The sequence below is a fragment of the Mangrovibacterium sp. genome, assembly GCF_041596335.1.
In the GTDB taxonomy this organism is placed as follows: Bacteria; Bacteroidota; Bacteroidia; order Bacteroidales; family Prolixibacteraceae; genus Mangrovibacterium.
Genome location: NZ_JBFHIT010000085.1, coordinates 1 through 13,911 on the forward strand (window position 1 = coordinate 1; position 13,911 = coordinate 13,911).

The 13,911-nt window shown below is 42.9% G+C and carries 12 protein-coding genes; 11 read left to right on the top strand and 1 reads right to left on the bottom strand.

All coding sequences use genetic code 11. From position 1 onward, the window contains the following. Positions 1–8 precede the first annotated feature (8 nt). From ABZD21_RS18825 to ABZD21_RS18845, 5 genes are all read left to right on the top strand, one after another. A complete protein-coding gene (locus tag ABZD21_RS18825; protein WP_372776690.1) occupies positions 9–134 on the top strand; it encodes an SDR family oxidoreductase in 126 nt (41 codons plus the stop codon). A gap of 52 nt (positions 135–186) precedes the next feature. After that, entirely contained in the window at positions 187–948 is a 762-nt protein-coding gene (locus ABZD21_RS18830) for a sulfite exporter TauE/SafE family protein (RefSeq protein WP_372776679.1), read from the top strand. Positions 949–1,064: 116 nt separating this feature from the next. Then, on the top strand, positions 1,065–3,383 hold the full coding sequence (locus ABZD21_RS18835; RefSeq protein ID WP_372776680.1) for a chondroitinase-B domain-containing protein: 2,319 nt from the start codon (positions 1,065–1,067) through the stop codon (positions 3,381–3,383). Between the two features lie 32 nt (positions 3,384–3,415). Then, complete coding sequence (locus ABZD21_RS18840; RefSeq protein ID WP_372776681.1) at positions 3,416–4,288, top strand: hypothetical protein; 873 nt, start codon at positions 3,416–3,418, stop codon at positions 4,286–4,288. 25 nt (positions 4,289–4,313) lie between these two features. Beyond that, on the top strand, positions 4,314–5,237 hold the full coding sequence (locus ABZD21_RS18845; RefSeq protein WP_372776682.1) for an amidohydrolase: 924 nt from the start codon (positions 4,314–4,316) through the stop codon (positions 5,235–5,237). Between the two features lie 21 nt (positions 5,238–5,258). On the opposite strand, the gene ABZD21_RS18850 is transcribed toward ABZD21_RS18845, so the two are convergent. Then, positions 5,259–6,371 carry an AI-2E family transporter gene (locus ABZD21_RS18850; protein ID WP_372776683.1) on the bottom strand — a complete coding sequence of 371 codons (1,113 nt, stop codon included), beginning with the start codon at positions 6,369–6,371 and terminating at the stop codon, positions 5,259–5,261. A gap of 405 nt (positions 6,372–6,776) precedes the next feature. Here ABZD21_RS18850 and ABZD21_RS18855 point away from each other — a divergent pair, with 405 nt between their 5' ends. The 6 genes from ABZD21_RS18855 to ABZD21_RS18880 form a co-directional block, all read left to right on the top strand. Next, positions 6,777–7,067, top strand: a complete 291-nt coding sequence (locus ABZD21_RS18855; RefSeq protein ID WP_372776684.1) for a YtxH domain-containing protein — start codon at positions 6,777–6,779, stop codon at positions 7,065–7,067. Between the two features lie 456 nt (positions 7,068–7,523). After that, positions 7,524–8,429, top strand: coding sequence for an EamA family transporter (locus tag ABZD21_RS18860; protein WP_372776685.1), 906 nt, complete (start codon positions 7,524–7,526; stop codon positions 8,427–8,429). A gap of 223 nt (positions 8,430–8,652) precedes the next feature. Beyond that, positions 8,653–9,171: an O-acetyl-ADP-ribose deacetylase gene (locus tag ABZD21_RS18865; protein WP_372776686.1), complete on the top strand. Its 519-nt coding sequence runs from the start codon at positions 8,653–8,655 to the stop codon at positions 9,169–9,171. 167 nt (positions 9,172–9,338) lie between these two features. Beyond that, positions 9,339–11,750, top strand: coding sequence for an ATP-binding protein (locus ABZD21_RS18870; protein ID WP_372776687.1), 2,412 nt, complete (start codon positions 9,339–9,341; stop codon positions 11,748–11,750). A 149-nt stretch (positions 11,751–11,899) separates the two neighbouring features. Beyond that, the gene (locus ABZD21_RS18875; RefSeq protein ID WP_372776688.1) at positions 11,900–13,258 is read left to right on the top strand and encodes a sigma-54-dependent transcriptional regulator; all 1,359 of its coding nucleotides are present in this window, start codon (positions 11,900–11,902) and stop codon (positions 13,256–13,258) included. Positions 13,259–13,649: 391 nt separating this feature from the next. Continuing rightward, a partial coding sequence (locus tag ABZD21_RS18880; protein ID WP_372776689.1) for a hypothetical protein occupies positions 13,650–13,911 on the top strand: 262 nt, incomplete at its 3' end.

The following is a 13,911-nucleotide window of genomic DNA, read 5'->3' on the forward strand; positions in this document are numbered from 1 at the left end:
ACAACATTCTGTTAGGAAGACTGGGTCAACCCGAAGAAGTTGCTTCAGTAGTTGCCTTCCTGGCAAGTAAAGATGCCTCATTCATCACCGCTGAAACAATCCAGATTGGTGGCGGTCAGGCTTTAGGAATTTAAGAACAATGACGCCAAAAGTGATTTTCACTGGCCAATAATCAATCAAATACAGATGAACGATTTTAGTTTTGTTGAATTATCACTTTTGGCACTGGCAGGTATATTTGCCGGATTCATAAATGTAGTTGCTGGGGGCGGGTCATTGTTGACATTACCCTTGATGATATTTTTTGGCCTTCCTCCAGCGATTGCCAATGGATCGAACCGAATCGCGATTATCGCGCAAAATATCTTCGCTGTTTCAAACTTCAAACGCAAAGGTGTTTTTGTATATCCGTTCAGTTTATATGTCGGGCTTTCGGCTGTGGCCGGCTCCATCATAGGGGCTTTTCTGGCGGTCGATCTCGACGATAAAGTGTTTAACCGGATTTTGGCCCTGATCATGGTTGCTGTTGCTGCTGTGATTCTACTGAAACAGAAGCCAATAATTGAAGAATTGGAACAAAAAATCGTAAAAAACCAGGGAATTGGCATTGTCGCTTTCTTCTTTCTGGGAATCTACGGTGGGTTCATTCATGCTGGCATTGGCTTTCTGATCATCTTGGTTTTGACACGGATTAATCATTTTTCGTTGTTGAAATCGAACAGCATCAAAGTGTTTGTCGCTTTGCTGTTCAGTATCTCGTCGCTAATTGTTTTTATCCTGAATGATGCCATCAACTGGAAAGTTGGTCTTTCGCTGGCGGTCGGAACCTCAATAGGCGGAATTCTGGGCAGCCATTTCAGCATGAAAAAAGGCGATAAATGGATCAAACGAATCCTCATTTTGGCGATCATAGCGATGGCCATAAAACTCTGGTTCTTCAATCATTAAACAGGATCAGAAAACCCGGCCTGCTATAAATCATGTACGGAATAAAAATTTAGCAGGACCTTTTTATAAATTTCTCACACCATTTTCCGTAAAAAGACATTAAAACACACTTCGATATGAAAATTAGAAACTTATTGATTCTGGCTTTGACAATGACGCTACTTTCTTGTCAGAATAGCTTTAAGGCTTCAACCTCGCTAGTTAGCAATGCGGAAGAATTGCAAATTGCCATCAACAATGCCAGTCCAGGAGATGAAATTGTACTTGCTGATGGTATTTGGAAAGATGTGGAAATAAAATTTACCGGCAGCGGTACGGCTGACCATCCGATTGTTTTACGAGCCGAAACACCAGGGCAGGTATCTATCGAAGGCCAATCCTGTTTGAACTTCGGTGGCGACTATTTAGTTGTTCGCGACCTAAGCTTCAGAAATGGCTTCACCCCATCCGACGCTGTTATCAGCTTCAAATTAAACGACAAGTTTTCCACACACTGTCGGGTAACCAACTGTGTCATCGAGAATTTCAACCAGCCACAAAGAGATACTAAAGACCACTGGGTTGAGTTTTGGGGACGACACAACGAACTTAGCAATTGTAATATCATTGGCAAATCCAATTCGGGGCCTACCGTTCGGGTTATGTTGAAAGGAAACGAAAACATCAACAATCATCATCAAATCCGAAATAACCACTTCGGCCCGCGTCCACGAAAAGGAGGCCCGCATGGCGAAACCATTCAAATCGGCGACAGCTATACCTCCATGTCACCCTGCTACACAGTGGTGGCAAACAACCTGTTCGACAGGTGCAACGGCGAAGTGGAAGTGATCTCAAGCAAAACGAATTTCAACGAATTCCGCAACAATGTGTTCTACAAATGCGAAGGCTCGCTGGTTATGCGCCACGGAAACTACTGTCTGATTGACGGAAACTACTTTATTGGCGACGATAATTCGGATAACATTGGTGGAATCCGGATTGTAAACACAGGCCACTGGGTAACCAACAACTACTTCTATAACATTAAAGGTCAGAATTTCAGAAGCGCGCTGGCCATTATGAACGGAATTCCAAAATCGCCTTTAAACCGATACAATCAGGTGACCGATGTGGTAGTAGCTCACAATACCTGGGTCAATTGTAAATCGCCCTGGCAATTTAGCGTGGGAACAAATGTCGACCAAAAAGATGTGTTGCCGATGTCCGAAATTCGCTCGGCACGGCCAATCAGAACAACTTTTGCCAACAACATCATTTACAATCAGGAAGGTGACGAGTCGCCCATTGTTGCCTACGAAGAAGTTGATGGTGTTACCTTTAAAAATAATATCATCAACAATCAAAATACGCCGTTTCAACCTTACGACGGACTGGAAGCCGGCACGCTGGAGATGACAAAAATAGCTGACAACCTGTTTATTCCGGTTGACGGCCAGGCCAATATCGAAACCTACCATGGCTTCGACTTCGAGACTATCTCAACCGATCTGTTTGGCCATTCGCGTTCTGATAAAAATTCGGTAGGAGCCGTTTGTCAGACTCCGGCCAATACTCCCGATCTTCTGGATGCAGCGAAATACGGTGCCGGTTGGTACACTGTTGAAAAGTCGGTTGCCGCAGGCAAATCAATCGAAGTTTCTGCAGACGCAAACGATTTAGCCGCCAAAATCGCCGGCGCCGAAACTGATGACACCATCGAACTGTTGCCAGGCACATACGAAATCAACAGCTCTCTGCCCATCAATAAAAAAATTACCATTCAATCGAAAGACCAATCCAACAAAGCCGTGATTGTTTATTCGGGAGAAAGTGAAACACCGGCATTCGAATTTCATCCGGCAGGAAACCTGCTTCTGAAAAACATTGTCCTGCAAGGAAAAGCCGAACAATATGCTTTTGCACCACTTCAGAAAAATATGTCGAGCTTGTACGTTTTAAGTATTGATGGATGTGAGATTAGCAACTTCAATTCGATATTGAAAGCGTGGAAAGAAACCTTTGCCGACCAGATTTTAGTTGCGAACTCAGTTCTGACGAATTGTGAAAACGGAATTGAATTAGCAGCTGAAACCGATGACAAAGGCGACTATAACGCCGAATTCCTGATCGTTGAAAACTGTACGTTTAATTCGATTAACGCCAACGTGATCAGTTACTATCGCGGCGGATATGATGAATCGACCATTGGCGGTAATTTATTGGTGCGTAACTGCACCATGACCAACTGTGGCGCCAAGGACAAAAATGGAATTCTGATCAACTCGCGAGGCATTGTCAATGTTGCCATTGCCAACAATACATTCAAAAATAACGCGATAAAATTGGTGGCTCTGCTTTGGGGTGCTAAAAACAATACGCATTCGGACAACGAAATAATTAACTCCGGCAAGATTGTAGTTCAGGAAAATATTGAACTGAAGATGATGTACTAGACAAACAGTTTTAAAATAAAATTATCCGGATCATGAATTTATTGAAGCTTGCTCAGAAAATATTATTTGGTACTTTTTTCTGCCTGGCAATAATTGCCATGGGGTGTTCTTCAAAGTCAAGCTCGCCCGAAATTGTTGTTCAGAATCTGCAGATGCAAATACCCGCCGGAATGCAAACTTTTTCCGAAGAATTACTGGCAGGTGAAATTGCCGAAACAAAGATTGAACACATTGCCTATATCGGGTCAACCGAGCAAACCATCAATCTTCCCGAAGGGTACGTAACGATGTTGATGTTCATCCGCGGTAATGGAACGCTTCATGCCGACACAATGCAATATAACGTTGTGCCGGAGTCGATAGCGATTCCCATGAACAAGACCAGTGAAGTGAAGGTTGCTGTTGCCGAGGGGGAAGAACTTCATTTCCTCCGGTTTACTAAAAAGCTATCGGAACAGGATCTGGCAGACCTTGCGGGTTTCCCGGAAGAGAACAAATACGATCTTTACTTCACTCGTTTTGAAGATTGCGAATCCTACACCGAAAAAATAAAAAGCCCGAACACAACCAGTCGAACCGTGTTACCCGGCGATATTATTCCCCGTGTTGCCCTAGGAACTGTAGAAGCTCCCGGACCCGATGAAGTTGGCGCGCACAAACATGCCATGCTTGATCAGTTGTTTTTGGGATTAACCGACAATGATATCGTGGTACATGCCGATGGAGCTTCAGCTCAACTGAAAGAATATGCATTGTTGCATATTCCAATTGGATCGAGCCATTGGGTGACCGTTGAAGAAAACAAAAAGATGTACTATATGTGGATGGATTTCTTCCTGACAAAAGAGGGACAGGAATGGCTAAAGACCCACGAACCAACTCCGACGGATAAAACTGATTACTAAATTTGAACTAAACCGACCGATCGGGATGATACCAGTTTTTGATGCACATGCACATATTTTAAACGGAATTGACGGCGTAAAACGCGGCGTAAAAACCACAACGGCGAAATACGGACGCATTCAGTATGGAAAAGAGCAGCTGCAATTTCTTCCCCCCTATTTTCGCGATACAATTTTTACGCCCGATATGCTGGTTGAAACGATGGATTTTGCGGGCGTTACAAAGGCTGTACTTCTGCAAAATCCGGTAATCGGAATCATGAACGACGAAATCCGTGAAGCGATTGACCGATTTCCCGACCGATTTTTGGGTACCATCCAGGTCGACCCAATGCGAACCAACGCCACAGAGGTGATCCGACAATATGCATCGGAAAAGCAGAATAGCCTGAAGCTTGAGATCAGCGAGGAATGGGGATGGTCGGGGAATTACGCCGGGTTTTCGCTGGTGGGGAACGAGATGATGGGCATTTGGGAAACCGTGGCAAAACTCGGTTTACGAACCATTATCGATTCCGGCGACATATTCAACAATGGCTACCAAATTGAAAACATTCGGTTTATCGCTGAACGTTTCCCGGAAACAAAAATACTAATTGAGCACCTCGCCTTTTTCAGAACCGGGATTGATGAAAAGGCAAAAGCCCGGCGCAATGAGATGCTTTCTTTGGCTAAAGATTTCGAAAATATCTATCTAGGTTTTTCATCAACAGCAGCTTTCCTAAACGATGATTATCCATGCACCAGGGCATTGGATTTATTAAAAGAAGCGGTCGATTTAGTTGGTTCGCATAAAATACTTTGGGGAAGCGATATTCCGTCTACATTAAAAAAATACACCTACCAACAAATGATTGATGTGATCGCCATTCATGCCAATTTTCTTTCTGATGCAGAAAAAGAAGCGATTTTATTTCGAAATGCGTCGGAGGTGTTTTTCTCTGACTAACAAATATTTTCGCCTTTCGGCTTACTGACCGGCTTTTCGTTTAACCCATTTTCGAAGCCTCTTTATCCCAACTTTATGTCTTTCAACGCCCTTGTCGCTAATTAAATACGCGAAGGGTTTGAGTGAGTCAACATTTCGCATTATGACCTTGGCAATGGCTAGAAAAGGTAAAACGATGAACATTCCTGCAACTCCCCAAATCAGATTGGCCATCAGCAAACTAAAAACAATTGCAAAGGGATTTATTTTAATATTATTCCCCACAATTCCGGGTGTGATTAGGTTATTCTCCAGAAACTGGACAATGGTAAACAACACCAGAATCTGCACCATCATATGAAACGGATCTGACTGCGAAAAAAACACAAACAAAATTGGAATAATGCCACCTACAAACGTTCCGATATAGGGAATCAGGTTTAATATTGCCGCAGCGATTCCAAAAAGCATGGCATGAGGCACACCAATAATTGCCAGGCCAACCGTATTTAAAATCGCCAAAATAACGACCACAATTAGCAATCCGCCCATATAACGGGTCGTAATCAGGGAGACTTCCCGCATAATATTGACCACGATAAACCGGTCTTTCCGTTCAACAAACCGAAGAATAAAATGGGCTGTTTTTGTTCGGTAAAACAACAGAAAGAAAGTATACACAGGCAAAATAAACAGCTGAAAAACAGTGGTTGTCGTGGCTGAAAACAGGGAACCAATCTGAGATTCCCACGACGCGAAAACACCATTGGAAATACGCTCAACGTATGCATCGAGCGAATGTGAATTCATTCCCAGTTTACTTTCAAGGATCAGAATCAGCGAATCAGTTTTGGCATTTACCTGCGCCTGCGCCTGACTTAAATTCAGCTCAATCGTTGAAATATGAATTGAAATGAGCAGAACAATTGAACTCAAGAAAAGCAGGCTAACTAAGATTACGAGCACGATGGATACTCCCCGATGAACACCCCAATTTTCGACCCTGGCCACCATCGGATAAATCAGATAAGCTAGAAAAACACTAATAACCAACGGAATAAGAACATCTTTTGCCAGAACTAATCCCAAGACGGTAACTGAAATACAAAAAAGTACAAGCGCGAAGCGAATCAGGCTCGGGTTCGGGTTTTTCATAGGTGTTAGTTCTAAATAATAAATCGAAACGCGACAAGAATGACCTTGATTTGTTTGTTCCCATAAACTAACACTTAATCTAATCATTTCCTAAAATAGAAGACAAATTTATCGCCTTTGCATAAAGAATACTTCGGTGCAGATTTCAACAATCTAAAAACAAGAATAAGTACTCTGGTTTTAAGAACAATAGACATCCGTGTTCAATGCGACCAATTCTTCACCCGGAACGGCACCTTTTTGTTCAATCCGGCTCAGTTGAGCTGTCAATAACGAATCTTGAAGCCTGTTCTTCACGTATCTAACAACAGAGATTTGTCCGTCGCTTTCAAGTTACCAATATAAAAGGCTTCGGATTGAATACTGAAGTCACTACAAATTATTAACGCTTAAAATTTCAAAACCATGAACAAAACAGTAGTCTTAGTAATCGGATTAGCAGCTGGTGCTGCATTAGGTGCAATTTCCGGAATTCTGTTTGCACCTTATAAAGGAAGTCGTACCCGCAAAAAAATTATGCGAAGTACAAAGCGGATGTCTAATGATTTTTCGAAGTCGGTACACAAAAAACTGGACAAGCTTGAAAAACAAATCAAGAACATCAAAGACAAAACCGAGACTGAATTGAAAGCAAAGACAGAGCATCTGAAAAATGTGGCAACGAATAATCTGAATAAAGAAACAGTGAAAAATTAGCCATCTAACACGAACTATTTGTTAGCTGACAAGGACAGCCATAATCATTCCTGAAGGAATCAATGCTCCTCTGAGTAGCCCTCAGGAATTGGTGCTTATTATTCTTTTGAAACGAACCTGTTGCTCCGCACTCAATTACGACTAGAACTAATTTTCAGCAACAGGTGAGTTCCAACAGACAATTGAAAAACAAATTATTTACGTGTGAAATCCGTTATCAGATGTTCAATGCTCAAAGCTGAAGCCATAAAGTCAATTCTTTTCGCTTCAGCTTATGTTGTTTATATAGGGTGTGCAATCCACAATTAAACCCGAGCTCTCACCTTGGCTATACTTCCTCGGCAAACAGGCCGATCGAATCAACGGATTAAGTAATAATTAATCTTCCGTTAGAAAAACAGCCGAAGCAGAAACATTCGTCTGAAAGCTTATAGTTTTGCCCCAAATGAAAGAAATATGTGGGTAATACTGGCACTGATCTCGGCCGTGCTGCTAGGAATGTATGATGTTTTTAAAAAGTTATCGCTGAATCACAATGCCGTGTTGCCGGTGTTGTTTCTTTCTACTGTTACCGCTGCGACCGTTGTCTTGCCCATTGTCGTAGGTTCGTCATTTTACCCCGGTTTTTTCCAACAAATCTCGCTCTATGTGCCGCCAATAACAGCGCACGAGCATCTACTCGTTTTCATCAAATCAGTCATTGTTGTGGGCAGCTGGATTTTTGCTTTTCACGCCATGAAACACCTCCCCATCACTCTAATTTCACCAATTCGCGCAACCGGACCAATCTGGACACTCATCGGAGCAATCCTGATTTTCCAGGAACGCTTGAACCTGATGCAGTGGTTTGGTGTACTAATTACATTGATTTTCTTCTATTTGCTATCTACAGCCGGCAAACTGGAAGGCATCAGTTTCCGTCGCAATGTCTGGATTTTTTGCATCATCGCCGCCACTTTGCTGGGGGCTGCCAGCGGACTGTTCGATAAGTACATCATGCGTCAGATTGATCGGATTGCTGTTCAGGCTTGGTTCTCGTTTTATCAGGTAGTGGTTATGCTGCCGGCGATCTTCTTTTTTCGGTGGAAAAAACCAAAAGCCGATCGTCCGCCATTTGAGTGGCGCTGGAGCATTCCCCTCATCGCAATTTTCTTGCTCTTTGCCGACTATGCCTACTTTTATGCCCTCAGCATCCCCGACTCCATGATCTCGATCATCTCGGCTTTGCGTCGTGGCGGTGTATTGGTCGCGTTCACAACCGGAGCAATCCTGTTTAACGAACGAAACATCAAGCGAAAAGGGATTTACTTGTTAGGAATCCTGTTGGGCATTCTCATCATTAGCTTCGGAACACAAGCGTAATTGAACCCGAAAGCCAGACAATATCGATCACACAAATCTCCCAAACCATCCAACGACACAAATAAACAAACCATTGCCGCCACTTATTCTTTCAATTTAATACCGATTTCGTTTAAATTCGGCTCCATGATTTGGCCAGGTGCTGCCCCCTCCTGAATTCTGAAGAAAAGTTAAACATCGCCACCATATTCATTGTTTTACAGTTACTTTAAAAGAAAAAAAGATGGCAAACATCCAATTATTACAAGAAGATATTACTCAATTGCACGTCGATGCAATTGTCAATGCTGCAAACAAAAGTTTACTTGGAGGTGGTGGTGTTGATGGCATAATTCACCGGATGGCCGGGCCCCGGCTGTTAGAGGAATGCCAAAAACTAAATGGTTGCGAAACCGGACAAGCCAAGTTGACTCTCGCCTATAAACTTCCGTGCCGATTTGTAATCCACACGGTTGGCCCGGTTTGGTATGGCGGTAAAATTGGCGAAGAGCAACTGCTGGCCAATGCTTACCGAAGTAGTCTCCAAATCGCCTACGAAAATCAATTCAGCACCATTGCTTTTCCAAATATCAGCACTGGGGTATACCATTTCCCGAAAGAACTGGCTGCACAAATTGCACTGAAGACTGTCAGCGATTTCCTACTCAACCATTCGTTCCCGGAGTCGGTCATCTTCTGTACATTCGACCAGGAGAACTTTGAGATTTACGAGAAATTGATGAGCCCTAAAAATGAACAGTAAAAACCACGGCTGCCGCAGCCTTTAAAAGCCAACCCTGGTGCAATTTATCTGTTTGAGGCTTTACATTGCAATCGTAGTTGTGACGAGAAAAATTGAGTCTGCCGTTTTTCATTCGTCGAAAGCTCTTAACTTGTACCGAATTTAAAAGTCTGGAAAACAACTCGTGCATGAAACTAGTTAAAATTGAAATTCAGATCACTCTCCTGACCATCTTTATTGGCGCGGCAGTAATTGGCTCGGGCTATCTGGTGTACCAGAGCCTGTCGCAAATTATTGACTCAATTCATAAAGAAGCACGTCCCGACTTTAAATTGTTACTGATTAAAGATATTTCGGCAGAATTGACCGAGGTCGAAAACTCAGTTCGGCTCTATAGCCTTACGGCGAATGAAAACTACATCTACAAATTTCATGACCTGAATAAAAGTGTTCAGGAGAAGCTGACCGACCTGGAAGATTACGCAATACCTGAGTCAGCCGAAATTTTGCAAATCGATTCCATCCGGCTATTGTCGAATCGAAAATTGGCCATTTGGAGTGATATCCGTGCTCTGCACCGACAAAAAATTGCGAGACCCAACACACCGCTCACCGAATTATACTCGAAAATTGACACGGTTCTGATTCAACCCGACACAATTAAGTTTGAACCAGCGAAGAAAAAAGGTTTCTTCAAACGGTTGTTTGGCAAACAAGACACCACGACACAATCGCCAATCATTATCGACAAAACGGAAGAAAAGGAACAACTGAAACAAGAAATAGCGGAAATAGAACAACAAATAAGTGTTGAGAATCAACAACTCAAGGGATCGGAAAAAGAATTGCTTGAACGAAATATTCAGGTAACCGCTCAAATCAACCGCTTGATCAATCAGCTCGAAATTGCTGAACACCACCACCTGGAAACCAAAACCCAGGAAGCCGACTATATGGCTGCACAGATTTACAGGCATCTGGTGCTATTTACAGGTGCATCTCTGCTATTGCTTCTCGTTGTTTTAATCCTGTTTTTCCAAAATTTGAGACGCAACAAAGCTTATCAGAATATCCTTACGAAAGCACGAGCCGACGCGGAAAATTTGGCCAAAGCCAAAGAACGATTTGTAGCCACTGTGAGCCACGAAATGCGAACACCTGTAAACGCCATCTATGGTTTGAGCGAACAAATGCTGCAACAAGTAACCGACGAAAAACTTAAAGCAGACCTGAACGTGGTTTTCAAATCAGCCGACCACCTCATTAGCCTTGTCAACGATACGCTTGACTTCTCAAAGATCGAATCCCAAACCATGACCTTCGAACAAATCGATTTCATTCCGGCCGAGCTATTTCGCGAAATCATCACGCTGCATCAGGTTCCGGCGCGATCAAAAGGCTTGGTTCTTGAATTAATCAACGCAATTCCCGAAAACCGGGTCTTAAAAGGAGATCCTATTCGCTTGAAACAAATCCTGATCAACTTGTTTACCAATGCGATTAAATTCACCGATAGGGGAAAAATTACACTTGAGGCCGCTGAAGAAAAACTAGCCGGTCATTACTACAAACTAATTGTTGATGTGGTTGATTCAGGGGTAGGAATTCCGAAGGACAACCTGTCGAAAATATTTGAAGAATTTGTTCAACTCGATGGCGACAATGCGCAAAAACACCGTGGCGCCGGACTCGGACTCGCGATCGTGAAGAAACTGGTCGATCTGCAGGGCGGAGAAATCAGGGTGAAGAGCCTTGTCGGAAAAGGCACCCGCTTTACGATCGAAATTCCCTATGCCGAAGGCGCACCCGAAGTGTATCAAGCTACTGAAAATAAAATCGCGACCATTCCTGAATGGTTCAAAAAGCTGCACCTGCTGCTGGTCGACGATGAAGAATTCAACCTTTATTTGCTGAAGAATATTTTAACCAAATGGGCTGTAAATTATACTGAAGCAACGAACGGACTAGAAGCCGTTCTTGCTGCGCAAAAGCAACGGTTCGATGTAATTTTAATGGACTTGCGGATGCCGGTAATGAATGGATTTGAAGCAAGTGCGAAAATCAGAGAACAAAATCCGGAAGCTTTAATTGTTATGCTCACCGCAAACAAACAACCCGAAGATCAAGAACAAATGAAAGAATCCGGCGTTTGGACATTTCTCCAAAAGCCATTTCCTGAGCGAACCCTCTTCGACATTCTGCTTCAACTAAAAGATAATATCGGGAACCGGGATGAATTTGCCCCTTCACCCGCAGCAGACCATTTGGAGTTTGACTTTCAGGAGTTGAAAAACAGTTTTGGAGGTGATGAAGCGTTCCTGAAAGAGATGGTTCTGCTTTTTATTCAATCAGGCGAAAAATGCTGTCAGTCCATCGATCAAGCTCTTCAAAACCGGGACCGGAATGAACTGGCTGAAGCCGCGCACAAGCTTGCTGCACCGGCCAAACATATGTTGGCTACACAACTCTACAACCAGCTAAAAGAACTCGAAGCACAAAGCCCGGTAGAGGAAAGTTGGAAAACGATCGAAAACATGGTTGACCAGATCAAAATACGGATCAATTCCGTTCTCGATCAGCTTCGAAAAGTGATCAATTAACTCAAAATCAATAAATCGAGGGCGCTGCTAACGAGTTGTTAAAAGAAGTCAAATTAAATTCTCAAAATGAGAATTTTGATCAAATTCTACTGTTTTCTTCCTATCTTGCAAATGCTCTTGCTGTAAAAAGCAAACTAAAATGATTTTGTATGTCGGAAAAAGCGTTTAAAATTTTTGTTGTCGAAGATGATGAGTGGTACCGCCGTTTGCTGGTGCATAACCTGTCGCTGAATCCGGACTATGAAATACAAGCGTTTGACAGCGGAAAAGCGTGTTTGGCCAAACTAAACGAAAATCCCGATGTTGTTACCCTCGACTATCGCCTTCCGGACATGAAGGGCCTCGAAGTCTTGAAGCAGATTAAGTCTCTGAATGAAGATATTCAGGTGATTTTAATTTCGGAGCAAGACGATATTGCAATCGTGGTTGAACTATTAAAAGAAGGAGCCTACGACTACATTGTGAAATCGCGCGACATAAAAGAGCGCTTGCTAAACACAATCCATAACATTCGAAATCGTAGCAAATTAAAAAACGAACTTGTCAGCCTGCGCCAGGAAGTGACAAAAAAATACAGCTACCAAAATACCATTATCGGAAACAGTGCAGCCGCCTATCACATCTTCGGACTGATAGACAAAGCGACCCGGACTAACATTACCGTCACGATAACAGGTGAAACCGGTACTGGGAAGGAGTTGGTTGCCAAAGCTATTCACTATAACTCGAATCGGGCTAAAAAGCCGTTTATAGCAGTGAATGTTGCCGCCATTCCCAAAGATCTGATTGAAAGCGAACTCTTTGGCCACGAAAAAGGCGCTTTTACCGGGGCAAACTTCCGCCGTGTCGGTAAATTTGAAGAGGCGAACGAAGGGACACTTTTCCTCGACGAAATGGCAGAAATGGATATATCACTGCAAGCCAAACTATTACGCGCATTGCAAGAAAAGGAAATCATACGGGTAGGTAGCAATGCTCCGGTAAAAACCAACTGCCGGATTATTATCGCCACCAACAAAAACCTGCTGGAAGAAGTCAGGCTCGGCAACTTCCGGCAAGACTTGTACTATCGCCTTTACGGACTTCCGATTGAACTCCCCCCGCTGCGCGAACGAGGAAACGATGTGATTATGTTGGCAAAACATTTCGCGCAGCAATTCTGCTCCGAAAACAACATGGCCTTGAAATCCATCAGCGCTGATGCCACATCAAAACTACTAGCTTACAATTTCCCGGGTAATATTCGCGAATTGAAGTCGATTATGGAACTGGCAGTAACGCTTTGCGATCAAGCAGAAATTACGACCGACCACATTGTTTTCGGTGGTGGACATGATGCCATGTCCGACATCACCAATCAGGAAATGACTTTGCGGGAGTACGATATCAACATCGTGAAAACCTACCTTCGCAAATACGATAATAACACGAAACTTGTAGCTGAAAAACTGGATATCGGTGTCGCAACAATTTATCGCATGTTAAAAGAAGACAAAACATCCGGATAGCCGAAGGTGATCACCGTATCCCAATTCTTCAATAACTTTCACCACTTCATTTCCGCGATTGTTCCAATAGGCGTTATACCCCCATGCCGAAATTGCTCTTCCCCTCTCAAAATGATCAAAAAACTCAGTCTCATTTTAATCATTTTGAGAAACAGAGACAGGGCATCGAAACAAAGAAATACTGACCTTCAATAACTTACAAAATACCTACCTTTTTGGCACATCAATTGGCTACAGATGGTCGGTTACGAATCAAAAAAAAGCGCTTAAGCAGTGGAATGATTGAGTGTTTTATGAGTAGAATAAAAGAGCGCTTAAGAAGTGGAATGATTGAGCGCTTAAGAGATGGAATGAAAGAGAGATAAAACTAAAAAGGTTTCAACGAAACAAGATGATGGAAAAGAAACAAATCAGAACAGTAGGCATTGCGGCAGTTATTTTAATTGCAGTAATCTTTGGCGGGGTATATAGTTATACTCAGCAGCAAGCTCAAATTAAGTCGCTGACAGCTGAAAAATCAGAACTCTTTCAGCAAATGGCTGGGCAAGACTCATTGTTGAATGATCTGGAAGATACATTCACCGAAATTGAAAGCAACCTGACTTTCATTAAACAAAAACGAAGCAACCTGTCAATTGAAACGCAGGAAGGCA